Genomic DNA, 23,314 nt, shown 5'->3' on the forward strand with positions numbered 1-23,314 from the left:
ATGACCTGGCCGGCGAATTGCGGTGTCGGCTGCTCGGTCAGCCGACCCCGAGGAGGGCGTGGGCCCGCGCGCGGTCGGCGCGGAACTCGGAGGTGGGGCTGCGGTGCACGATCTGGCCCTTCCGCATGACCGTCACCTCGTCCGCCAGGCGGAAGGCCAGGTGGAGGTCCTGCTCCACGAGCAGGGCGGAGATGCCCTCGCCGCGCAGCCCGTCGAGCAGGTCGGCGATCTGGGTCACGATGGCGGGCGCGAGGCCGTCGGACGGCTCGTCCAGCAGCAGCAGGCGGGGGGCGCGCACCAGGGCCCGGCCGATCGCGAGCATCTGCTGTTCCCCGCCGGACAGTTGGTCCCCGCGGTGAGCACGGCGCTCGGCGAGCCGGGGCATCAGCTCGTAGATCCGCTCCACCGTCCAGGTCTGGCGGGAGCGACCCCGGCCGGCGGCAAGACGCAGGTTCTCCTCCACCGTGAGGGGGGCGAACACGCGACGGCCCTGCGGGACGATGGCCACGCCGCTGCGAGCGACGGTGTGCGCGGCGACGCCGGCCATTTCGCGGTCGCCGATCCGGATGCTGCCGGAGTAGGGCTTGAGCAGGCCCATGATGGCATGGACGAGGGTGGTTTTGCCCGCGCCGTTACGGCCGAGCAGCGCCACGACCGCGCCCTCGGGCACCGTGAGGTCGACGCCGTCAAGCACAGTGGTGCCGGCGTAGCCGGCGCGCAGCTCGCGCACGGTGAGCACGTCCGTCATCGAGGGTCTCCGGTGAAGAGGTCTTCGGTTCTGGCGGCGCCGAGGTAGGCGCTGCGCACCGCGTCGTCGGCCCTGATCTGTTCGGGCGGCCCGGAGGCCAGGACTTTCCCGAGGTGCAGGACGGTGACCCGGTCGGCCAGGCGGAACACCACGTCCAGGTCGTGCTCGACGATGAGTAGGGTCAGGCTGTCCGGCAGCCGTTCGACGAGGTCGGCGAAGCGTTCGGTCTCGGCGGCGGACATGCCCGCGGTGGGCTCGTCGAACATCACCAGCGTCGGGTGAGCGGCCAGCACCATCGCCACCTCGAGCTGCCTGCGCTCGCCGTGGGAGAGCGCGGCCGCGTGATCCGCCGCCCGCCCGGCCAGCCCGACCGCGTCCAGGTGCTCGAGGGCCCTGGACTGGGTACGGCCGAAGCGTCGCGCGGCCCGGTCGAAGCGGTGCGCCACGCGGTCGACGCGCTGCACGGCGAGTGCGACGTTGTCCAGCACCGAGCAGTTCAGGAAGAGGCTGGCGTGCTGGTACGTGCGCAGCAGGCCACGCCGGGCCCGTTCGGACTCCCGCTGCGCGGTGATGTCCTGGCCGTCGAACAGCACGGTCCCGGCGGTGGCCGGCAGGGTCCCGGCGACGGTGGCGAACAGCGTCGACTTGCCGGCGCCGTTCGGCCCGATGAGGGCGTGCCGCTCGCCGGGCAGCACCGCCAGGTCCACCTGGTCTACGGCTCTCAGAGAGCCGTAGGTGTGTGTGAGGCCACGGAGTTCCAGCAGGGGTGTCACGAGAGCCTCTCCTTCCGGCGGCGGATCCCGGCGATGCCGCGCGGGAGCAGGAAGACGACGGCCACGAAGGCCAGGCCCAGCACCAGCGGGCCGTGCCCGCCGATGGACGCCGACAGGTTGTCGCGGACGAGCAGCACCAGCGCCGCGCCCAGGCAGGGGCCCCACAAACTGCCGGCCCCGCCGATGACCACGCTGAGCAGGGCGAGCGCCGCGACCTCGAAGCCCAGGTCGCCGGGCGAGACGAACCGGGTGTGCGCCGCCCACAGCGCCCCGCCCGCTCCCGCCACCGCTCCGGCCATGCAGAACACGCCGTACCGGGCGAGCGCCGGACGGTAGCCCAGCGCCCTCAGCCGGGGTTCGTTGTCGCGGATGCCACGCAGTGTCCTGCCGTAAGGGGAACGTACGACCAGCGCCACCGCCGCGTACACGATGACCGCGACCGCCAGCACCCACCAGTAGACGAACCCGGCGGCGACCAGCGGCGCGCCGCCGAACAGGCTGATCGGCGGCATCCCCGCGAGGCCGTTGCTCGCGCCCACGGCCGACCAGGTGTCGGCCACCTGGTGCACCGACTCGCCGATGGCGAGCGTCAGCATGAGGAAGACGATGCCTCTGGCTCGCACGGCCACCCATCCGGTGACCGCGGCGGTGACCAGGCCCGCGGCCAAGCCCGCGAGCGCTTGCACGAGCGCGTCGGAGGTGAGGTGGATGCCGACCAGCGCGGCCGTATAGGCGCCGGCGCCGAAGTAGGCCGCCTGCCCCAGCGTGGGCAGCCCTGTGACGCCCGTCAGCAGGTCGACGCTGAGCACCAGCACGGCGAAGGCCAGGATGCGTGTCATGGTCGACACCGGATACGCGCCGAGTACCAGCGGCGCCGCCGTGAGCACCACGAGCACCGGCACGGCCACGAGCGCCGCGCGTGCGGCCGGCCGGCCCCGGGTGTCGTCCACTGCTTGCGTCCGGTCAGCGGCTGAGGTCATGGTCCGGGACGCGGCCTTCATGCGTGCACCGCCGCCCGCGCCGGCAGCAGACCCGCCGGGCGCAGCAGCAGCACCAGGCCCATCGCCGCGAAGATCAGGAAGGACGCGTACTCCGGCAGCAGCGCGGTGCCGAGCGCCTGGACCTGCCCGATCAGCACGGCGCCGAGCAGCGCGCCTCGCACCGAGCCCAGCCCGCCGATCACCACCACGACCAGCGCCAGCAGCAGCACCTTCTCGTCCAGGCCCGGCTGCGCCCCCAGGATGGGGCCGGCCAGCACGCCGCCGACGGCCGCGAGCCCGGCCCCCGCGGCGAAGACGCCGACGAGCACCCTGCCGGTGTTGACGCCCAGCGCCGAGACCATGCCGCGATCGGCGACGGTCGCGCGGATCAGCGAGCCGAGCGGGCTCCGCTCGACCAGCACGTATACCCCAGCGGCCAGCACCAGCCCGAAAGCGATCACCAGCAGGCGGTAGACCGGATAGGTCTCGCCGAACACGGTGACGCTCCCGGCCACGGGCGCGGGCGCGGCGATGGAGTGCACGTCATTGCCGAAAACCGCCGACAGCGTCTCGGCGACGACCAGCGAGACGCCCAGTGTGAGCAGGGCCTGGTCGAGGTGGTGCGGCGTGGCCCGGGTCAGGCCCGCGAGCAGGCCGCCGAGCACGGCTCCGGCCACACCGGCCAGCAGCACCGCGAGGACGAAGGCCGCCGGGCTCGCGCCGTCGGCGGCCAGCGCGACCGCGATGTACGCGCCGACCAGGTACACCGCTCCGTGGGCGAGGTTGAGCACGTCCATCATGCCGAACACCAGCGACAGGCCCAACGCGATGGCGAACAGCAACGCGCCCATGGCCAGGCCGTTGAGCACGCTCACCAGATAGGTGGCCATCAGCTCAGCTCGCTGACGACGGCGTTGACGACCGCGCCGCCGCTGGAGCGAACCTCTCGCAGGTAGTACTTCTGCTGGGCGTCGTGGTCGGCGTCGAAGCTCCACTGACCGCGGGGGCTGTCGACGGTCCCGACCGCGCCCAGCGCCTTGACCAGTTCCGCGCCGCTTGCCTGCGGAGCGCTGCCGAGCGCCTTGTCCAGCACGGACGCGGCGTCGTACGCCTGCACCGCGTACACCGTCGGCGCCTCGTCGTACGCCTTGCGGTAGGCGGCCACGAACTCCTTGTTGCGCGGGGTGTCCAGCTCGGTGGAGTAGTGGAGCGACGTCTTGACGCCCACTGCGGCCTCCCCTTGCGCGTCCAGCACGCCGCCTTCGGTCAGGAAACCGGTGCCGTAGAGCGGGGTGCTGCCGGACAGCCCGAACTGCTGGTACTGCTTGACGAAGCTCACAGCCTCGGCGCCGGCGTAGAAGCTGTAGACGGCCTTGGCGTCGGAGCCGCGGATCGCCGACAGGAAGGGCTGGAAGTCCTGGGTCTTGCCGAAGGGCGTGTACTTCTCTCCCGCGACCTTGCCGCCCGCCGCCTCGAACGTCTTGCGGAACCCCGCGACCATCTCCCGGCCCGCGGCGTAGTCGGCGGCGATGAGGTAGACGCCGCCCTTGACCTCCTTCGCCACGGTGGAACCGAGCGCCGCCGAGACCCTGCCGTTGGCGAAGCTGGTGCGCCACACGTACTCGGACTTGCGGGCACCGGTGATGTCATCGGCCCCCGCGTTGGCGATCAGCAGCGGCTTCTGGGACTCGTGGAAGAAATCCCGCAGGCCCAGCGCGGTCGCGGAGTTGACCACCCCGACCACCGCGGCCGCCTGATCCTGCGTCACCAGCTTCTGCGCGGCCGGCACACCCGTCTGCGGGCCCTCGCCCTCGTCGGCGCTGACCACCTCGGCCGTGCGCCCGCCGAGCTTGCCGCCATGCTGGTCGAGGTAGAGCTTGAAGCCGTTGCTCATGTCCTCGCCTAGCGGCGCGTAGACGCCCGACAACGGCACCAGCAAGCCGATCTTCACCGTGCCGCTGGACTGGGTGCCGCTGGACTGGTCGAGGCTCGAACCCGCGCACCCCGACAGCACGAGAGCCGCCGCCATGAAGACGAGGACGGGCGTGCTCTTGCGTATCATGCGGAGATCAGCGGAGAGAACGATCATGGCTACTCCATAGGGATGAGCGTCGGCGCCCCGCGGTAACACGGTGGGCCCAGAATCTACATACGTGTGTTGTGACGTCAATAGTGTGTAATTAATCGAGACATTCGCCGCCTGTTGGCCAGGGTCGGCCCGCCTCACTGTCGCGTGGATAAGAGCTACAGATGGTGCGCGCAGTTGACATCTGCCGAGGCAGTATCTGCAGAGCGGCTGCGCCGGGTGGGCCAGAACACCTGTGGCGTCTACATCTCGGTTGCGGCACCGGCCGCATCCGTAGAGCCACCCCACACCCAAGATGGCCCTTCGCCTCCGACCTTCGCAGTGATTTGCTACATCTGTCTTTCGCATCTCTATTCAAGTGTGGCAAGTTGAGAAGTGTGAGGATGGCGATGACCGAACCCGCCGCACTGCCGGACCTGGTCGGCGTCGTGGGCGGCGGACGCATGGGGGCCGGGATCGCCCACGCCCTGCTGCCGGCCGGGTTGCACGGTGCAGGGCTGGTCATCGAGGCAGTGCCCGAGGACATCGACCTCAAGCTCGTGACGCTCCGCGCCGTCGAGGACGTGATCGCACCCGACGCGGGCGAGCCCACGGGACATGGCACGCCCATGCCCCGGCTTGTCCATGGTGGGCCCGGTCTCGCTGGCGTCAGGTCGCGCGGTCTACGCCCATCTCCAGCGCACCGCCGTCCAGGGCGATCCCCGCACCCTCGACTCGATCATCACCTGACGTCTTAAGGAGAGCAGCGATGAGCATCGAATCCCGTACGGGCAACGCCCCCTCCCCCGCCGGCCCGCTCAGCCCCGTGGACTACAGCGAGCGCATCCCCAACAACGTCGACCTGGCCGGCGACCGCCGCCTGCAGCGGGCGCTGGAGAGCTGGCAGCCCAAGTTCCTGGACTGGTGGAAGCAGCTCGGCCCGGCCCTGCCGACCAAGGACGTCTACCTGCGCACCGCGATCGCCGTCGGCCGTGACGGGTGGGCGCACTTCGCCCACGTCCCCATGGACGAGTACCGCTGGGGCATCTTCCTGGCTGAGCGCGACCCGGATCGCAAGGTCAACTTCGGCAAGAACAAGGGCCGGCCCGCCTGGCAGGAGGTGCCCGGCGAGCACCGCGCCGATCTCATGCGACTCATCGTCGTGCAGGGCGACACCGAACCCGCGTCGGTCGAGCAGCAGCGCGTCCTCGGCAACACCGCGCCCAGCATCTACGACCTGCGCAACCTCTTCCAGGTCAACGTGGAGGAGGGCCGCCACCTGTGGGCCATGGTCTACCTTCTGCACGCCTACTTCGGCCGGGAGGGCCGCGAGGAGGCCGAGCAGCTGCTCAAGCGCAACTCCGGCGACCTCGACGCGCCGCGCATCCTGGGCGCGTTCAACGAACAGACCACCGACTGGCTGCAGTTCTTCATGTTCACCTACTTCACCGACCGCGACGGCAAGTACCAGCTCGGCACCTTGAAGGAGTCGGCCTTCGACCCGCTCGCCCGCACCTGCGAGTTCATGCTCAAGGAGGAGGCCCACCACATGTTCGTGGGCACCACCGGCGTCGACCGGGTGGTGGAGCGCACCGCCGAGCTGATGCGGCGGCACGACACCGCCGACGTCCTGCCGCACGGCGGCATCCCCCTGGACATCGTGCAGAAATACCTGAACTTCCAGTTCTCCGTGTCGATGGACCTGTTCGGCTCCGAGCAGTCCACGAACGCCGGCAACTACTACACCTCGGGACTGAAGGGCCGCTGGATGGAGACCCGACGCAAGGACGACCACGTCCTGCTGGAGGCCACCCGTGAGTTGCGCTACGTCGAGGACGGCCAGATCAAGACCAGGACCGTGCCGATGCTCAGCGCACTCAACCTCGACCTGCGCGACGAGTACGCGGCCGACTGCGCCAACGGCGTGCGCCGCTGGAACCGGGCGCTGGAGGACGCCGGCCTGGTCGAGCGGCTCTACCTGCCGCACGAGGGCTTCAACCGCAAGGTCGGCGTCTACGCCGGCCACCACGTCACGCCGCAGGGAGAGGTCGTGGACGAGGCCGCCTGGCAGGCCCACGCCGCCGAGTGGCTGCCCGGGCCCCTGGACCGGGAGAAGGTCGCCTCCCTGATGATCCCCGAGTACGAGTACGGCAAGTTCGCCGGCTGGATCGCCCCGCCGAAGACCGGCATCAACGACCAACCGGTCGAGTTCGACTACGTGCACCTGGCCGAAGAAGGGCTCATCTAGTGCCGCGCGGCGGCCTCCTCCTCCCTGCGGTCCCAGTCGGCCTGGGCGCGTCGGTGCCACCGGCTGTGCAGGTCGTGGAAGACGGCCGCAGCCCGGGGGCCCGGCCAGTCATGGTCGAGCAGCTCGGCCGGCAGGTCGGGGTCGAGGAACGGGAAGCGCCGCCACTCCTGGATCATCAGGACCTGGTTGACGAACGCCTCCCGGTCCGAGCTCGCCGTCCGGCCCTCGAAGCTGTCGATGAAGCCGAGATACCGTTTCTCGACGTCGTCGAGATCCCACGCGGCGTTGATCAGCTTGGCGGTGTCGCCGATCTCGGCCGCCGGCCCCGTCCAGGCGTAGGCCCGGTCGGTGAGGTCGAGGTCGCGGATGACCTCGCGGACCGCGGCCTCCTTCGAGGCGTCAGGAATGACCCAGAGCGCGGGTGCGGGCGAGCCGAGGCCGAGCCAGGTGAGCCTGGTGCGCAGGCGGTGCCGCAACCGCCGCTGGCTCTCCGGCACACCGGCCGTGAGGACGAGCCAGCGTCCGTCCCAGGTGTGGGGCCTGCGCATGAAACCGTAGATGCGCTCGGTTCCCTCGCGCAGCAGCCGATCGCCTGTCTCGGTCAGGTTCCAGCGCACCTTACGGCCATGCCGCAGGGATTCCAGCAGCCCCTCGGCGGCGGTGCGGGACAGCGCTTGGCGGGCGGACTTCTGCTCCACGCCGAGCGCTCCCAGCGCGTCGATCAGGCTGCCCGTCCAGGCCTCGCCGCCGCGCGGGAGCACGAACTCGCCCAGCACCGTCAGCAGCATCGAGCGGGCGCTGGCCGAGGTCTTCTCATGCTGCGGTGCTGCGAGCTCGGCCGCCTGCCCGATGCCGGTGCGCGCTGCGCGCGGGACCACGTCGCCCCCCTGTCCTTCGACGCCCTGATGACGCGCATTCTGCCAGGTCGGGCATGCCGTCACGAAAACCATCGAGGTGGCCCGTCTGCTAAATCCCGACCGCGGCAATAATACTACAAACTCTTGACGTATCTTCCAGAACGCGTCGAATATTGAGATGGACCCCTCTCGTTCAACGGAGCACCCATTGACTGTCACCGCTGAAACCCCACCGATGGTCCGCTTCGCGACCTCACCGGACCGCTACCGTCACTGGAGCCTGGAGGTGGACGGGGCGGTGGCCACCGTCACACTGCGCGTGGACGAGCAGGGCGGCCTGGTCCCCGGCTACGAGCTGAAGATGAACTCCTACGACCTCGGCGTGGACATCGAGCTGTACGACCTCGTCCAGCGGCTCCGCTTCGAGCATCCGGAGGTCAAGGCGGTCGTGGTGACCGGCGGCCTGGACCGGATGTTCTGCGCGGGCGCCAACATCCGCATGCTCGCCCAGTCCTCGCACGCGTGGAAGGTGAACTTCTGCAAGTTCACCAACGAGACCCGCAACGGCATCGAGGACGCGAGCGAGCACTCCGGCCAGACCTGGATCGCCGCGCTCAACGGCACCGCCGCAGGCGGCGGCTACGAGCTGGCGCTGGCCTGCGACCAGATCGTCCTCGTCGACGACGGCTCCTCGGCCGTCTCCCTGCCCGAGATTCCACTGCTCGGCGTGCTCCCGGGCACCGGCGGACTGACCCGCGTCGTCGACAAGCGGTATGTGCGCAAGGACCGCGCCGACCTGTTCGCCACCAAGTCAGAGGGCTTCCGCGGCGGCACCGCGGTCGAGTGGGGACTCGTCGACGCGGCCGTCCCGCGCAACGCTCTGGCCGAAGAGGTCGCCAGGCGAGCACGGCAGGCGGCGCAGACCTCCAGGCGGCCTTCGGACGCCACCGGCGTGGCCCTGACTCCGCTCGACCGCAAGGACGAGGGCGACACCATCGTCTACCCCTACGTGTCCGCCCTCCTCGACCGGTCGAACCGCCGGGTCGAGATCACGGTGTCCGGCCCGCACGAGACCCCGCCCGCCGATCCCGCCGCCCAGGGCGCGGACTACTGGCCCCTCGCCATGACCCGGGCGCTGGACGACCTGATCCTGCACCTGCGGACCAACGAACTCGACCTCGGCATCTGGGTCGTCCGCGCCGTCGGCGACCCCGAGCGCGTGCTGGCCCACGACGCCCAGCTGCGTGACCTGGCCGGCGACTGGTTCGTCAACGAGGTGCGCCACTACTACAAGCGCACGCTCAAGCGCCTCGACGTCACCAGCCGCAGCCTCATCGCCGTCATCGAGCCGGGCACCGCCTTCGCCGGGTCGCTGGCCGAGCTGGCCCTGGCCGCCGACCGGCAGTACATGCTGGAGGGCGTCTACGAGGACCGCGACGACGACGCCACCCCCGCCACCGTCGTCCTCAGCCCGGCCAACGACGGCGACTACCCGATGGGCAACGGCCTGTCCCGCCTGGAGTCCCGCTTCTGGGGCAAGGACGAGGACCTGGCCGCCGTCCGCGCCAGGTTCGGCGAGCAGCTGGACGCCGCCGCCGCGACTGAGCTCGGCCTGGTCACCATGGCCCTGGACGACATCGACTTCGAAGAAGAACTACGCATCGCCTTCGAGGAGCGCGCCTCGTTGTCACCCGACGCGCTGACCGGCATGGAGGCCAACCACCGCTTCGTCGGCCCGGAGACCCTGGAGACCAAGATCTTCGGCCGGCTCACCGCCTGGCAGAACTGGATCTTCATCCGGCCCAACGCCTCCGGCCCCGACGGCGCCCTGAGACGCTACGGCACCGGCCGCAAGGGCGACTACGACAGCGAGCGGGTGTGAGCATGAGCGGCACGGAGTTCAACGCGGGGGTCTGGCTCGCCCACCGCCACGTACGGGAAGGCCGCGGCGATCAGGTCGCGGTACGGGCCGGGACGATGCTCACCTACGCCGGGCTGTCGGAGCTCGTCGGCGTGGTCACCGCGGGCCTGCGCGGACTCGGCCTGCGGCGCGACGACCGGGTGCTGTTCGTCACCAACGACGACGTGCCCATGTTCGCCGGCATCCTCGCAGCGTTCTGCGGCGGGTTCGTCGCCGTGCCGGTCTCCACCATGCTGAGCTCCCGGGAGCTCGGCACGATCATCGCCGACTGCGGCGCCTGCGTGGTGGTGGCGAGCCCCGAATACGGCCCCCAGCTCCAGGACGCGCTCACCATGGCGCCCGAGGTGCGCCACCTGGTGTGCGACGGCCCCACGCCCTTATCCGCCCACGCCGGCATCACCTCACTGACCTGGCAGGACCTCGTCGCGGAGGGCGAGCGGGCGCCGTCCGGGCTGCGCGAGCCCGCCGCCACGGTGGAGGACTCCTGGGCGCTGTGGCTCTACACCTCCGGGACGACCGGCGCACCCAAGGGCGCCATGCACCGTCACGCCAACATCCGGCACGTGTGCGAGACCTACGGCGACCACGTGCTCGGCATCCAGCCTGACGACCTCTGCTTCTCCGTCGCCAAGCTCTTCTTCGCCTACGGCATCGGCAACTCGATGTTCTTCCCCTTGTCGGCCGGCGCGGCGACACTGCTGGAGCCGCGCCGCTCCACCCCCGCCGTGGCCGCCGAGCGCCTGGCCGCCGACCAGCCGACGCTGTTCTTCGGCGTCCCCACCTTCTACGCCGCCCTGCTCGCCGCCGGTCTCCCCGAGAGCACCTTCAAGTCGGTGCGGCTGGGCATCTCGGCGGGAGAGTCCTTGCCTGCGCCGCTCCAGAAGCGGTTCACCGACCGCTTCGGCGTCGAGATCATCGACGGCATCGGCTCCACCGAGGCGCTGCACATCTTCCTGTCCAACATGCCCGGCGAGGTGCGTCCCGGCACCACGGGCCGCCCGGTCCCCGGGTACGAGATCGAGCTGCGCGACGTGGAGGGGGCCTGCGTGCCGGACGGGCAGCCCGGCTCGCTGCATGTGCGAGGCGCGTCCATCGCCCTGGGCTACTGGAGGCGGACCGACGCCAGCCGCGCCGTGTTCGCCGGTGAGTGGCTCAACACCGGTGACACCTACGTCCGCTCCCCCGACGGCTACTACACCTGCCTGGGCCGGAGCAATGATCTGCTCAAGGCAGGCGGCATCTGGGTCTCGCCGGTGGAGGTCGAGAGCCGCCTGCTGGAGCATCCTCAGGTCCAGGAGGCCGCGGTGGTCGGCCTGGCGGACGAGCACGGGCTCGACAAACCGGTGGCGTGCGTCGTCGTCCAGGGCGACGTCACCGCCGGGGAACTCGTCCAGTGGTGCCGCGACGGTCTGGCCGCTTTCAAGCGTCCCCGCCAAGTGATCTTCCTTGACCAGCTGCCCAAGACCGCGACCGGCAAGATCCAGCGCTTCAGAGTCCGCGAGATCGTCGCGGACCTGTCCGGCGAAGGGCGGTCCGGATGAGCGTTCTCGGCGTCGACGTGCTGGGCGAGCTCGAAATGGACACTTTCCTGGTCGAGGGCAGGTAGGCGATGCTCGACGGCTTCCCGCTCATCGACGCGCACGTGCACGTGCCGCTGCTCGGCACCCTCAAGCCCGCCTGGCTGCGCTGGGCCCGCGACTTCGGCGAGGACGGGCTCCTGGAGGACGTGTGGGACTCGGACGGCAGGCCGCGCCCGGCCCGTCTGGACGCGCTCTTCGCCGCCCAGGGCGTGGACGTCGCGCTGCTGTTGTGCGAGTACAGCCCGAAGGCGACCGGCATGCAGGCGTTCGAGGACCTGCTGCCGATCGTCGAGCACAACCCGTCCCGGTTCCGTCCGATCGCCAACGTCAACCCGCACCTGCACTTCCCCCTCCCCGCCGAGGTGCGCCGCCAGCTCGACCACGGCGCGGCAGCGCTCAAGCTGCACCCCGTGCACGGCGGCTTCCGCTGCGACGACCGTGCCCTCTACCCCGCCTACCACGTGCTCGAAGAGCGCGGCGTCCCGCTCGTCGTGCACTGCGGCACCAGTTCCTTCCCCGGCGCGGCCAACGAGAACGCCGACCCGGGCTTCCTCATCCCGGTCGTACGCGACTTCCCCGGCCTGAACGTCGTGCTCGCCCACGGCGGGCGCGGCTGGTGGTACGACGCCGCCGCCTTCCTGGCCCTGTCCAACGACACCGTCTGGCTGGAACTGTCCGGCCTGCCGCCCAAACGGCTGCCCGAGTACTACGCCAGGTACGACATCGCCCGCCTCGCCCGCAAATGGATCTTCGGCACCGACTGGCCCGGCGTCCCCGGCATCGCCGCCAACGCCCGCGCCGTCGCAGAGCTGCTGCCGGACGAGGTCGCCAGAGCCGTGCTCGCCGGGAGCGCCAGAGCGGTGTACGCGGGCCTGCCCCAGGAGGAATGAGCGAAGCCGGGGGTGGTGCGCAAGGTGTCAGACGATTTCGAGGTTGGCCATCATTCCCATGTCCTCGTGTTCGGCGTTGTGGCAGTGGAAGAGATAGCGGCCGCGGTAGCCGTCGAAACGGGTGATGATCTCCACCGATTCGCCCGGCCGCAACGAGACGGTGTCCTTGAGGCCCGCATCGTGGGGCAGCGGCGGCCGGCCGCTGCGCGAGAGCACCCGGAAGCCAACCAGATGCAGGTGGACGGGATGGTGGACGTCGGCGATCAGCCGCCACACTTCGACCTCGCCGAGACCGGCGGTGACATCGGAGCGGGCGGGGTCGAACGGTAGCCCGCCGATCAGCCATCCGTGGCCGCCGCGCATCTGCCCGGTGCGGAAGGAGAAGTCGCGCACCCTGACGGCGTCCGACCGGCGCCAGGTCGGCAGATCGTTGGAGAGGGTGCCTGGGGTGCGGCTGTCGTCGGTGGCGTTGCGTGCGACCCGGAACGCCATCACGTCGCGGGTACGCCCGGAGCCCAGGCGGTTGACGACCCTGACGCGGCTGCCGACCGGGACACCGGAGAAGTCGATGATCACGTCGTAGCGTTCGGCCGGCGCGATCGGCAGTAGCCGGTGGGTGACCGGCTCTGCGAGCAGTCCCTGGTCGGCGCCGATCTGGACGAGATCGAGCGGGCGTCCGTCGTCGCTGACCGCTTCGAGCTCGTAGTGCCGGGCGTTCGAGGCGTTCAGTATGCGCAGCCGGTACCGGGCCGCGTCGACCTCGTGCACGGGCCACGGGGCGCCGTTGACCAAGATGACGTCACCGAGGACTCCGGCGAGATAGGGCCCGCCAACGCCCGGCCGCTCCCGCAGGGTGGGGTCGAGGGCGGGGTAGTCGAGGCCGCCGTCGGCGGCGAACGCGCGGTCGGCGATCATGAGGGGCAGCTCGCGCCGTCCCGCGGGCAGGCCGAGCGCGTCCTCGGCATCGTCGCGGACGATCTGCAGCCCGGCCAGGCCCCGCCAGATCGCGGGGGCGGTGAAGTCCATCCGGTGGTCGTGGTACCAGAGCAGCGCCGGCCGCTGGTCCAGCGGGAACGTGTAGTCCCGCGTCAGCTTGGTCACCACCCCCCGCGGATCGTGCATGCCGTGCCCCGTGTGCATGCCGGCCTCCGGCCAGCCCTCGGGCAGGACGAGGTCGGTCGGGTAGCCGTCGGACTCCGCCGGGGTCCGGCCGCCGTGCAGGTGCACGACGGTCGGCACGGGCAGCTCGTTGCGATGCGTCACGGTGATCGGCCGGCCACGGCGGGACTCGATCGTCGGCCCCGGGAAGGCGCCCTCGTACGTCCAGAGCGGTGTCCTGACACCGGGCAGGATCTCCGCGGTCACCTCGCGCTGGGTGATCTCGTAACGGTCGACCCCGCCTGAGGTGCTCACCGGCGCCAGCACGGCGGGAATCGGCAACGGCACCCGGAAGGCGGGCGGCAGCGGCACGGCGCTGCGCAGCTCGGCACCGGTGATCGGCGGCCGGCGGGCGAGCGCGGCCGAGGCCGACAGCCCGGTGGCCGCCATCAGCCCGAGCGCCCCGCCGATGCCCAACATCCGCCGCCTGGTCAGGCCGTAGGCACGGTCCTGCTCACGCATCGTGGGCCTCCCGCTGCTCGCGCGGCCGCCGCAGGAGGGGGTGCCGCCACACGGCGATGAACAGCACGACGAGCCCGGCGACGGTCATCACCCCCAGTGGGATGTGCAACCACAGCGCGCCGTCCAGCCCGGCGAAGTACTGCACCGTCTCGGCCGCCACCACCGCCACCGTGGCGAGGAACGGCCAGACCTGACGCAGCCGGACCCAGACCATGATCGCCACGACCACCTGCAGGTAGCCGATGGAGGTGACCACGTCGGCGCCGGCCGCATGCCAGCGCAGGCCGTCGTAGTCACCGCTCAGATACACGCCGGCGAACACCGGCTGGCCGACGACCGCCGCCGTGTGCGCGCTGACGACGGCCCGCAGGACCCGCCCGCCGAGCATCGTGCGATGCACGGCCTCAGGGACGGCCGTGCGGAACCGGCTGGTCGCGGTGGCCCTGGGTGTCCGCTCGGCATGCTCGCCGGTGGTCACGGGGACGTGACCACCCGCGCGGCGGAGGCCGGCTGCTCGGGACGCGGGCCGCCCTTGACCCAGATCGCGGAACCTGGCTTGCGGGCCTCGCGGCGGATCCTCCACGTCGCGAGCCTGGCGGTCAACTCCTTGTACGCCGCGCCCATGCGGCCGTCGAAGTAGACGTTCGTCGCGGTGTCGTCCTTGCGGGCGAACTGTCGTAGGGCGGCGCGCCGGCCGAGGCTGACGCACGACCCCGTGAAGGCCAGGTCGATCACCGCCGGAGCGGTCTCCGCGATATGGCTCAGCACGGTGTTGGCGGCCTGTGCCCCGAGCGGCCCGGCGGCGTAGCAGCTCATCCGCAGCGGCTGGCCCGACGGTGCGGCGGCGTCCCCGGCCGCGATGATGCGGTCGTCGCCGATGCTGGTCAGCGTCTCGTCGGTGAGCAGCCGGCCGAGCGCGTCGGTGGGCAGCCCACTCGCGGCCGCCAACTCCGGCACACCGAAACCGGCCGCCCAGATGGTCAGTGCGCTCCCGCGCACCCCACCGTCGGCAAAGACGATTTCATCCTGCCGGACCTCGCTCACCACTGCGGCCTCGAGCACCGCGACACCGTGCCGGGACAGCCACCTGGCCACGGAACGGCGACCCGGCGCACTCAGTGACGGCGCCAGGATCCGGCCACACACCAGCGTGACCCTGCGGCCTTGCTCGGCCAGCTCGGCGGCCGTCTCGATGCCGGTCAACCCACCGCCGACCACGGTGACCGGTGCATCGACGGGCAACTCCTCCAGCCTGGCACGCAGCCGCCGCGCGGGCTCGAGTTCAGCGATGTCGAAGGCGAATTCGGCCGCGCCAGGCACCGATGCCGGTATCGCCCCGGTGCTGCCGACCGCGTAGATGACGTAGTCGTAGTCCAGCGCGCGGCCCGACGCCAGCCGCACCGTGCGGGCGGCGGTGTCGATGCGCGTGACGCTGTCGACGACCAGCTTGATGCCCTCGCCAAGTAGCGTGCCGTAGTCGACCGTGGCCTCGCCGGTGCCGGCTACCAGCTGGTGCAGCCGGATACGATCGACGAACTCCGGGCGGGGATTGACCAAAGTGATGTCGACGTCGGCGCGCATCCGCAGGTGGTTGGCCGCGAGCGTGCCGGCGTAACCGCCGCCGACGACGACGACCTTGTGGGGTGTGTGGTGGCCGGGCAGGGGCATGGTGAGGTTTCCCTTCTCGCTTTCAGCGGGGGTTCGAGCTGCGCGACCTGGTGGAGTCGGTTCCGGGGTCGCTGAGCCTTCCTGCGTGCTGAATGGTTCTCACCAGTACGACAACGCAACACCCCGGAATGTGAGGCGACGCGCCAACCTCACAGTTCACCGCGCTGTCTTGTCGTACTTGTGAGGACAGAACGACCTAAGGAAGTGCGGCGACACCATGACCACCCCATCCGGTCCGGGCCTGAGCGCGATCATGAGCGAGCGGCGTCAGCTGATCAATCTCGCGTATCGGCTCCTCGGCTCCCTGGCCGACGCCGAAGATGTCGTCCAAGAGACCTACGCCCGCTGGTACGCCATGTCCCGGCAGCAGCAGGACGCCATCGCATCTCCCGGCGCCTGGATGACGAGGGTCGCCAGCCGCATCTGCCTCAACGTGCTCTCCTCGGCACGGGCCCGGCGAGAGACCTACGTGGGCGAATGGATCCCCGAGCCGCTACCCGAACCTACGGAGTGGATCAGCGGACGGTCGGACGGCATCACCGTCGACCCGGCCGACCGGGTCACCCTCGACGAGTCGGTCAGCATGGCCTTCCTCGTCGTGCTCGACTCGATGACCCCGGCCGAGCGCGTGGCGTTCGTCCTGCACGATGTCTTCCGGTATTCCTTCGCCGAGGTGGCCGAGATCGTCGGCCGTACCCCGGCGGCCTGCCGCCAGCTGGCCTCATCGGCACGCCGTCGCATCCGCGCCGCGCAGGCTCCCGCGACGCCGGCATCCCGGCAGGCCCGGATCATCAGGGACTTCAAGCGGGCATTGGAAGCCGGGGACATCAACGCCCTCATCAGCCTCCTCGACCCTGACGCCACGGCGATCAGCGACGGCGGCGGCCTGGTCAGCACCGCGCTCCGCCCGATCGAAGGCGCCGAGCAGATCGTGCGCTCCATGGTCCATCTCGCCGACAGGCTACGCAACCACACGCTCCTGGAGCGTACGGTCAACGGCCAACCCGGCCTGATCGCCCAGCAGGACGGCGTCACCGTGTCGGTGTACGCGTTCGAGGTCGCAGGCGACCGGGTCAAGCACATCTGGGCGATACGCAACCCCGACAAGCTCCGGCCGTGGACGGTGGAGCCGCAGCCCTAGCATTCGGCGTGCCCGCGTATCTGGTCTGACGCCATGAGGATATGAGGACGGTGCGATCTCAGCGTCGTCGCTCCAGGAACGCCGTCATGCGCTCGTGCTTGTCCTCCGTCTCGAAGAGCACGGCCTGGGCCACGTCGTCGAAGCGTGGGTGCGCGCCGGGCGGAGCGGCCAGAGCGAGCTTGGTCAGCCGCACTGCCAGCGGCGCGTTGGCCGCGATCCGATCGACCAGCCGGTCGGCCGCGGCCGGCAGTTCGTCCGCCGCGACCAGCTCGGTCACCAGCCTGACCGCCAGCGCCTCCTCCGCGGAGAGCACCTTGCCCGCGAGCAGGACCTCCTTGGCGAGCGGCTCGCCGACCAGCTCACGCAGCCGCCAGCAGGCTCCGGCGGCGGCCATGATGCCGAGCCCCGCCTCCGGGTTGCCGAACCGGGCCTTCGGCGTGGCGATGCGGAAGTCGCAGGCGTAGGCCAGCTCGGCACCGCCACCCAGGGCGGGGCCGCCGACGGCGGCGATCGTGGGCATCGGCAACCGGGCGATCCGGTCGAACAGGCCGCTGTTGATACCCGCCAGCGCGTCCTCGCGGCGACGTTCACGCAGTTCGCGAATGTCCGCCCCGGCGGCGAAGATCCCGTCGGAACCGGTCAGAACGAGGATCCGCGGCCGCTTCTCCAGCTCCGCGCACACCTCGTGGAGGTCGGCCACCATGGACGCGTCGATCGCGTTACGCACCTGCGGCCGGTCCAGCCGGACCAGCAGCCGGTCCGGGCCGTCCTCGATCTTCACTGTGCCGTCCACCGTCAGCTCCCGCCATAAATGCTACATGTCGCTAGCGGGCTGTATCTTATCTGTAGAATGAATTTACAGACTAGCGCTCCACGCTCGTTTCTGGCTCTCGACATGGCGGCGCCGGTGACCACCACGACCTCAGGGGCGGGTCCGGTGGCGTGGTCTGGCCCTGGCGATCGGCGCGGGCTCCGCGCCCGCGACGACGGTGTTGGCGATGGAGCCGATGCCTTCGACAGTGATCTCGACCACGTCGCCGGGCTTGAGCGGCGGCGGGTCCTGGCTTCCGCTGCGGCCCCAGAGCTCGGCCAGGCAACCGCCGTTGCCGCAGGTGCCGGAGCCGAGCACGTCGCCGGGGCGTACGCGGGTGCCGCGGGAGGCGTAGGCGACCATGTCCTCGAACGTCCAGCTCATGTTGGACAGCAGATCTCGGCCGATCACCTTTCCGTTGACCGTGGCGGTGAGGGCCAGGCGCAGGAAGCCGTCGGCGTCTCGGTAGGGTTCGAGCTCGTCGGCGGTGACCAGCCAGGGGCCAAGGGTGGTGGCCGTGTCCTTGCCCTTGCACGGGCCGAGGCCGACCTGCATCTCGCGAGACTGAAGATCACGGGCGGACCAGTCGTTGAAGATCGTATAGCCGTAGACGTGGTCGCGTGCCCGCTCCGGGGTGAGGTCGGCGCCCTCCTTGCCGATGACGGCGGCGACCTCCAGCTCGAAGTCGAACGCCCGGCAGCCGGGTGGGATCGAGACGTCGTCGTACGCGCCGACCATGGCGTGCGGGTTGCCGAAGTAGAAGGTGGGTGCGTCGTACCAGGCGTCCGGGACGCCGCCGCGGCCTTCCACGCTTCTGCGTACCCCCTCGACGTGTTCCTCGAAGGTGACGAAGTCGCGGACCGAGGGCGGCTCGACGGGCGGCAGCAGGTGCACCTCGGTCAGCGGCACGGCCGCCGTGGTGGGCGGGAGCTCGCCGGCGCGGATCACGTCGAGCAGCTCGGTCCCGGGCGGGAAGGGCAGGATGGCCTCCCCCTCGACGACGCCGCTGCCGCGACGAGCCCGGTGGGTGAAGGTGGCGAGTCGCATGGCGGGTCAGACGGGCGGGGCGACGAACACGCCGCGGTCGACGTCGTTGAACGACTCCTTGGCCACCAGCTCGTTCATCGGGTTGGCGGTGCCCCACTGATCGGTGACCTCGGGCTCCGAGAAGTCATGGACGTGCGGGTGCCAGGCGTCCTCGTCGAGCTCCTCCAGCTCGGTGGTGTACTCGACGGTGTTGCCGTGCGGGTCCATGAAGTAGGAGAAGGTGTTGTCCCCGGCCAGGTGACGACCTGGACCCCAGATCATCCTCACCCCGGCGCGGAGCAGCCTGCCCGTGCCGTACATGTACTCGTCCAGGCCGCGCAGCTCGAAGCTGATGTGGTGCAGGCTGGCGTGCGGGCCGCGGGCGATGGCCATGCTGTGGTGCTGCGGGTTGCACCGCATGAAGTGCATGACCTGGCCCATGTGGGGGTGGGCGAGGGTGTCGGACAGGGCGAAGCCGAGGTGGGTCTCGTACCAGGTGCGGGTGGCGTCGATGTCGGGGGCGTTCAGCACGACGTGCGACAGGCGTACAGGGATGGACTCCTTGGCCTCCAGCCTGCGGTGCCGGCGGACCGCCACGTCGGCGGAGACCTCGACGGTGCGGCCGTCGACGTCGAAGAAGCGGAAGCCGTACCCGGCGCCGGGGGTGTCCAGTTCGCCGGGCTCGTTGATCAGGTGGACCTCGGCGGCGCGCAGCCGTCCGGCCAGGGCGTCCACGTCCTGCGCGGACGCCGCGCCGAAGGAGACCAGGTCGAGCCGCTTCTCCCCCGCCTTGCGCAGCCGGATGACGTACTGCTCGGGCGAGCCCTCGGCAGCCAGGAAGCTGATGCCGGTGTCGCCCGCGACCTCGGTCAGGCCCCAGACGCCGGAGTAGAAGTCGCGTTGCCTGTCGTAGTCGGGCACGGCCAGGTCGACATGCCGCAGGTGGGTGATGAGTCTCATCGGTGGTCCTTCAGGTCGAAGAGTCGTACGGCGTTTCCACCGCGGACGGCGTCCGTCGTGGCGGCGTCGAGCCCGGCGGCGTGCAGGGCGGCGAGCGGATCGGGGTCGCCCATGTCGAAGGGGAAGTCCGAACCGAGCAGCACGTGTCCGGGCCCGGCGACGCGGAGCAGGCCGCGCAGGACGTCGGGGTCGTGGGTGAGCGAGTCGAAGTGGAGATCGCGCAGGTAGCTGCTGGGTTCGCGGGCGCAGGTGCGGGCGTCGGTCCGGATCCGCCAGCCGTGGTCCGCCCGGCCGAGGTAGTGCGGGAGGTAGCCGCCGCCGTGCGCGACCAGCAGCTTCAGCCCCGGATGCCGGTCGAGCACGCCCGAGAAGATGAGGTGGGACAGCGCGACGGCGTTCTCCACCGGCTGGCCGACGATGTTCGACAGGTACCAGCGGTCCAGCCGCTCATCCAGCGTGCAGCCGAACGGGTGCAGGAACACCACCGCGCCCATCTCGGCGGCGCGTGCCCAGAACAGTTCGTATGCGGGGTCGGACAGCTCGCGGCCGGGGGCGTGAGAGGAGATCTCCACGCCCTTCAAGCCGAGGCCGAGCGCATGATCGAGGGCCTTGACCAGCAGCTCCGGATGCTGAAGGGGGGCCGAACCGAGGCCATACAGCCGGTCGGGGGCCCGGGCCACCTGCTCGGCGACACCCTCGGCGGCCAGACGACACACCTCGGTCGCCAGTCCAGGATCGGCCCAGTAGTGGTAGTGCGACGGTGACGGCGAGACGATCTGCACATCCACCCCGGCCGAGTCCATCGCGGCCAGGCGCGCATCCGCCCGGGTGAGGCGCGGGAGGCAATCCCTGATCATCCGGCCGCTGACCTCCACCGAGGCGGGGCCGTTGCGGCGTGCGTCCAGCTCCCTGTGCTCGGCGTGGCCGGGCCGGCCGGCCACGGCCTGTTCGACCGCGGGCAGCAGCACGTGCGCGTGCACGTCAACGGTGATCATGGGCGCTCGGTGACCATCGCGGCGATGCGGCCCATCAGCCCGGGTACGTCGGCGTCCTCCACGTGGTCGAGCTGCCAGCGGGCCAGCTGCACCGACGCCTCGACGACGGCCTTGACGCGCTCGTGGCGGCGGTCCATGAAGGCGTCGAACAGGTCCTGGTCGAGCCGGTCGGCGGCGAGCAGCAGCTCGGCCAGGACGGCGGCGTCCTCCAGGCACTGGGCCGCCCCCTGGGCGAGGGTGGGCGGGCAGGCGTGCGCGGCGTCGCCGATCAGGACCGTGCGCCCTCGATTCCACGGCCGGTCCACCAGCAGGGATTCGAACCAGGTGTAGTTGATGCGGTCGGGGTCGGTGATGTCGGCGCGGATCTCGTCCCAGGCGCCGCCGTAGCCCTCGGCCAGCGCCCGCATGTGGGCGGGCTTGTCCGCGTCGGCGACCGCGTCACGGGGCCGGGCCCTCTCCACCAGGTAGGCGTACATGGTGTCCTGGCTCGTCGGGCAGTAGCCGGCGATGAAGCAGGGGCCGCCGTAGACCAGGTCGGTGCGTTCGACCTCCTTGGGGCGGCGGGTGTGGATGCGCCAGATGCCCATGCCGGTCGGCTCGGGGGCGGCGTCGATCCCGAGCAGGCCACGGACCTTGGAACGGATGCCATCCGCACCGACGACCAGATCGTAGGCGCCGGCCGTACCGTCCGACAGCGTCACCCGCACGGTGTCCCCGGTATCGTCCAGCGCGTCAACGGTGACGCCGAGCATGGTGCGCGCGCCGCTCTCACGTACGGCGTCGGCGAGGATCGCCGCCAGCCCGGGGCGGTTCATGCCGAGGGTGGCGGGCAGGTCGGGGCCGCCGGTGCGGGCGTCGGGGATCTCGGCGAGCAGGCTGCCGTCGGGCGTGCGCAACCCGAGCGAGTCGAACGCGAAGCCAACGGCGCTGACCTGCTCCCAGACGCCCAGATCGCGCAGCATCCGCAGCGCGTTGCCCTGGAGCGTGATGCCGGAACCGAGCGCGGTCGGCGCCGGCTCTATCTCCGCGATGTCCACGCTGACGCCGGCGCGGGCGAGCGGGATCGCCAGGGCCGAGCCTGCGGTGCCGCCGCCGACGATCAGGACGTTCTCGACTGCCGTCATGCGTGCCTCACTTGATGGCCAGGGGGTTGACGGGGGAACCGACCGCGCCGGTGACGGGCAGCGGGGCGGCGGTGAGGAAGAACTCGTAGACGTGGTCGGCGGCGCAGTCCTCGGCAAGGGCGTCCAGATCCCACATCTCGCCGATGAGCAGCCCGAGGTGCGGAATGACGACCTGGTGCAGGGGCTGGAAGGCTCCTTCGAACTCGTTGGGGCGCACCTCGAAGCCCCAGGTGTCGGTGGCGATCGCGGCGATCTCGGTGCGGTGCAGCCAACCGGCCGTGGTGAACGACAGGCCCGGGGCCGGCCCGCCGGCGTAGTCGCGCCAGCCCTCGCGCCGGGCCCGGCTGAGCCTGCCGGTGCGCACGCACACGATGTCACCGCGGCCGACCGCCACGCCGTGCGCCTCGGCGGTGGCGGTCAGGTGTTCCTCGGTGATGGCGAAGCCGTCGGGCAGTTCGCCGTCGCCGATCACGCGTCCCACGTCCAGCAGCACGCCCCGGCCGGCCACCGGGGCGGCCAGGTGCTCGATGCCGGTGACCAGGTCGCCCTCGCTGGTGACGACCTTGTCGGCGGGGCGGCCGTTCCACGCTCTGCCGTGGTCGAAGATGTGGCCCAGGCCGTCCCACTGGGTGGAGCACTGCAGAGGCATGGCGATCACGTCGTCCGCCCCGCCGAAACCGTGCGGGAACCCCTGGTCGCCGTGCACCGCGTCCAGCCCGGTGTCGGTCATCGTGTGCACCGGATTGGTGCGGCGGCGCCAGCCCTTCTGCGGGCCGTCGGTGTCGAAGCGCTGGGACAGCGAGAAGGACGCGCCCTGCCGGACCAGCGCGGCGGCCGCGCGACGTTTGGCGGCGTCGATGAAGTTGACGGTGCCCAGCACGTCGTCCTCGCCCCAACGCCCCCAGTTGGAGCAGCGGGCGGCGACCTCGGCGATGGCCTCTTCAGCGTTCATCGCGGCACCTGTTCCGCTGCGTGCCGAGCCCGGTGATCGTTCCCTCCATGACGTCTCCGGCCCGCAGGAGCCGTCCCCAGTGCAGGCCGTTGCCCGCCGGGCTGCCGGTCAGCACCAGGTCGCCGGGCAGCAGTTCCACGGTCTGCGACACGTACGACACCAACCGCGCCACGTCGAAGATCATGTCCTTGGTGGATTCGTCCTGCATCACCTCACCGTTGAGCCGCAACGTCACCTGCAGGTCGCCGGGATCCGCGACGAACACCGACGGCACCAGGTACGGACCCAGCGGAGTGAACGTAGGCGCGTTCTTGGCCCGCAGCCAGTCGGTGCCGATCTCCGGCATGTCGCGCCGGAACACCAGCTCGCGAGCGGTGATGTCGTTGGCGACGGTGTACGCGGCGACGTGGCCGAGCGCGTCGCCCGGGCTGACGCGGAAGGCCGCGCGGCCGATCACGGCGGCCAGCTCCAGCTCCCAGTCCGGCTTGGCGCACCAGGCCGGGATCACCACATCGTCGTACGGACCGGTGACCGAGGACGGCAGGCCGATGAACACGTACGGCTGATCCTCGGCCGCGCGCCGGTCCATCATCGCCCCGACCTCGGCCCGCACCTGTCCCGCGGGACGACCATCGGCGGGTTCGTGCGCGACCGCCAGGTCGATGACGTGCGTGCGGTAGTTGGCGCCGGACTGGAAGATCTGCCGGGGCTCGACAGGCGCGTGCACCCGTAGCTCCGCCGGCGGCAGCCACTCCCCCGACCTCGCGGCGGCGACCTCGTGCAGCAGGGGCAGGGCGCTGTCCCAGCGCTCCAGGAGGGTCCGCGTGGACGACGCGTACGTGCTCAGGTCGAGGACCCGATCGTCCATGACGAGGCCGGGAAAGGCAGAACCGGTCCCGGATGAGAAGGTGCCGAGCGCGAACGGTCCGGCGAGAGACGGGGATGTTTCCACGAG

22 protein-coding genes are annotated in these 23,314 nt (G+C 70.8%); 6 read left to right on the forward strand and 16 right to left on the reverse strand.

Going from position 1 to position 23,314, the window contains the following annotated elements:
* Positions 1-37 precede the first annotated feature (37 nt).
* Genes V5E28_RS41065 through V5E28_RS41085 form a run of 5 tightly spaced genes read right to left on the reverse strand, consistent with a single transcriptional unit; the run spans position 38 to position 4,590 of the window.
* Positions 38-748, reverse strand: coding sequence for an ABC transporter ATP-binding protein (locus V5E28_RS41065; RefSeq protein ID WP_336215254.1), 711 nt, complete (start codon positions 746-748; stop codon positions 38-40).
* The gene (locus V5E28_RS41070) at positions 745-1,521 is read right to left on the reverse strand and encodes an ABC transporter ATP-binding protein (RefSeq protein ID WP_336215256.1); all 777 of its coding nucleotides are present in this window, start codon (positions 1,519-1,521) and stop codon (positions 745-747) included. Before V5E28_RS41070 ends, V5E28_RS41065 begins: the two co-directional genes overlap by 4 nt.
* On the reverse strand, positions 1,518-2,522 hold the full coding sequence (locus V5E28_RS41075; RefSeq protein ID WP_336215258.1) for a branched-chain amino acid ABC transporter permease: 1,005 nt from the start codon (positions 2,520-2,522) through the stop codon (positions 1,518-1,520). Before V5E28_RS41075 ends, V5E28_RS41070 begins: the two co-directional genes overlap by 4 nt.
* Complete coding sequence (locus V5E28_RS41080) at positions 2,519-3,391, reverse strand: branched-chain amino acid ABC transporter permease (protein ID WP_336215259.1); 873 nt, start codon at positions 3,389-3,391, stop codon at positions 2,519-2,521. The genes V5E28_RS41075 and V5E28_RS41080 overlap by 4 nt, the downstream gene beginning before the upstream one ends.
* Positions 3,391-4,590: an ABC transporter substrate-binding protein gene (locus V5E28_RS41085; protein ID WP_336215261.1), complete on the reverse strand. Its 1,200-nt coding sequence runs from the start codon at positions 4,588-4,590 to the stop codon at positions 3,391-3,393. Before V5E28_RS41085 ends, V5E28_RS41080 begins: the two co-directional genes overlap by 1 nt.
* 594 nt (positions 4,591-5,184) lie before the next feature.
* Between V5E28_RS41085 and V5E28_RS41090 the strand changes: the two genes are divergently transcribed.
* Positions 5,185-5,316: a hypothetical protein gene (locus V5E28_RS41090; protein ID WP_336215262.1), complete on the forward strand. Its 132-nt coding sequence runs from the start codon at positions 5,185-5,187 to the stop codon at positions 5,314-5,316.
* Positions 5,317-5,335: 19 nt separating this feature from the next.
* Positions 5,336-6,814 (forward strand): benzoyl-CoA 2,3-epoxidase subunit BoxB, encoded by a 1,479-nt coding sequence (gene boxB / locus V5E28_RS41095; RefSeq protein ID WP_336215263.1) that lies wholly within the window; start codon positions 5,336-5,338, stop codon positions 6,812-6,814.
* Here boxB and V5E28_RS41100 read toward each other — a convergent pair.
* Positions 6,811-7,692 carry a PaaX family transcriptional regulator gene (locus V5E28_RS41100; protein WP_336215264.1) on the reverse strand — a complete coding sequence of 294 codons (882 nt, stop codon included), beginning with the start codon at positions 7,690-7,692 and terminating at the stop codon, positions 6,811-6,813. The genes boxB and V5E28_RS41100 overlap by 4 nt on opposite strands.
* 187 nt (positions 7,693-7,879) lie before the next feature.
* Between V5E28_RS41100 and boxC the strand changes: the two genes are divergently transcribed.
* From boxC to V5E28_RS41115, 3 genes are all read left to right on the forward strand, one after another.
* Positions 7,880-9,553: a 2,3-epoxybenzoyl-CoA dihydrolase gene (gene boxC / locus V5E28_RS41105; protein ID WP_336215266.1), complete on the forward strand. Its 1,674-nt coding sequence runs from the start codon at positions 7,880-7,882 to the stop codon at positions 9,551-9,553.
* Positions 9,554-9,555: 2 nt separating this feature from the next.
* Positions 9,556-11,133 carry a benzoate-CoA ligase family protein gene (locus V5E28_RS41110; protein WP_336215268.1) on the forward strand — a complete coding sequence of 526 codons (1,578 nt, stop codon included), beginning with the start codon at positions 9,556-9,558 and terminating at the stop codon, positions 11,131-11,133.
* Between the two features lie 68 nt (positions 11,134-11,201).
* Positions 11,202-12,062, forward strand: a complete 861-nt coding sequence (locus V5E28_RS41115) for an amidohydrolase family protein (protein ID WP_336215270.1) — start codon at positions 11,202-11,204, stop codon at positions 12,060-12,062.
* A 27-nt stretch (positions 12,063-12,089) separates the two neighbouring features.
* Here V5E28_RS41115 and V5E28_RS41120 read toward each other — a convergent pair whose 3' ends face one another.
* The 3 genes from V5E28_RS41120 to V5E28_RS41130 are packed head-to-tail and all read right to left on the reverse strand — an operon-like array spanning position 12,090 to position 15,350.
* Positions 12,090-13,682 (reverse strand): multicopper oxidase family protein, encoded by a 1,593-nt coding sequence (locus tag V5E28_RS41120; RefSeq protein ID WP_336215271.1) that lies wholly within the window; start codon positions 13,680-13,682, stop codon positions 12,090-12,092.
* Positions 13,675-14,160, reverse strand: coding sequence for a hypothetical protein (locus V5E28_RS41125; protein WP_336215272.1), 486 nt, complete (start codon positions 14,158-14,160; stop codon positions 13,675-13,677). Before V5E28_RS41125 ends, V5E28_RS41120 begins: the two co-directional genes overlap by 8 nt.
* Positions 14,157-15,350 carry an NAD(P)/FAD-dependent oxidoreductase gene (locus V5E28_RS41130; protein ID WP_336215274.1) on the reverse strand — a complete coding sequence of 398 codons (1,194 nt, stop codon included), beginning with the start codon at positions 15,348-15,350 and terminating at the stop codon, positions 14,157-14,159. Before V5E28_RS41130 ends, V5E28_RS41125 begins: the two co-directional genes overlap by 4 nt.
* A gap of 217 nt (positions 15,351-15,567) precedes the next feature.
* Between V5E28_RS41130 and sigJ the strand changes: the two genes are divergently transcribed.
* A complete protein-coding gene (gene sigJ, locus V5E28_RS41135; RefSeq protein WP_336215276.1) occupies positions 15,568-16,491 on the forward strand; it encodes an RNA polymerase sigma factor SigJ in 924 nt (307 codons plus the stop codon).
* A 58-nt stretch (positions 16,492-16,549) separates the two neighbouring features.
* Here the strand turns inward: sigJ and V5E28_RS41140 are convergent, their stop codons facing one another.
* From V5E28_RS41140 to V5E28_RS41170, 7 genes are all read right to left on the reverse strand, one after another.
* Positions 16,550-17,284, reverse strand: coding sequence for an enoyl-CoA hydratase/isomerase family protein (locus tag V5E28_RS41140; RefSeq protein WP_442945945.1), 735 nt, complete (start codon positions 17,282-17,284; stop codon positions 16,550-16,552).
* A gap of 129 nt (positions 17,285-17,413) precedes the next feature.
* Positions 17,414-18,349, reverse strand: a complete 936-nt coding sequence (locus V5E28_RS41145) for a fumarylacetoacetate hydrolase family protein (RefSeq protein ID WP_336215277.1) — start codon at positions 18,347-18,349, stop codon at positions 17,414-17,416.
* Positions 18,350-18,355: 6 nt separating this feature from the next.
* On the reverse strand, positions 18,356-19,288 hold the full coding sequence (locus V5E28_RS41150) for a VOC family protein (protein ID WP_336215279.1): 933 nt from the start codon (positions 19,286-19,288) through the stop codon (positions 18,356-18,358).
* Positions 19,285-20,283, reverse strand: coding sequence for an amidohydrolase family protein (locus tag V5E28_RS41155; protein ID WP_336215280.1), 999 nt, complete (start codon positions 20,281-20,283; stop codon positions 19,285-19,287). The genes V5E28_RS41150 and V5E28_RS41155 overlap by 4 nt, the downstream gene beginning before the upstream one ends.
* Positions 20,280-21,407: an FAD-dependent oxidoreductase gene (locus V5E28_RS41160; protein WP_336215281.1), complete on the reverse strand. Its 1,128-nt coding sequence runs from the start codon at positions 21,405-21,407 to the stop codon at positions 20,280-20,282. Before V5E28_RS41160 ends, V5E28_RS41155 begins: the two co-directional genes overlap by 4 nt.
* A 7-nt stretch (positions 21,408-21,414) precedes the next feature.
* A complete protein-coding gene (locus V5E28_RS41165) occupies positions 21,415-22,359 on the reverse strand; it encodes a cyclase family protein (RefSeq protein ID WP_336215282.1) in 945 nt (314 codons plus the stop codon).
* Positions 22,349-23,311: a fumarylacetoacetate hydrolase family protein gene (locus V5E28_RS41170; RefSeq protein ID WP_336215283.1), complete on the reverse strand. Its 963-nt coding sequence runs from the start codon at positions 23,309-23,311 to the stop codon at positions 22,349-22,351. Before V5E28_RS41170 ends, V5E28_RS41165 begins: the two co-directional genes overlap by 11 nt.
* Positions 23,312-23,314: the final 3 nt, after the last annotated feature.

This window comes from Nonomuraea sp. LPB2021202275-12-8, assembly GCF_037044575.1.
Classification (GTDB): Bacteria; Actinomycetota; Actinomycetes; order Streptosporangiales; family Streptosporangiaceae; genus Nonomuraea.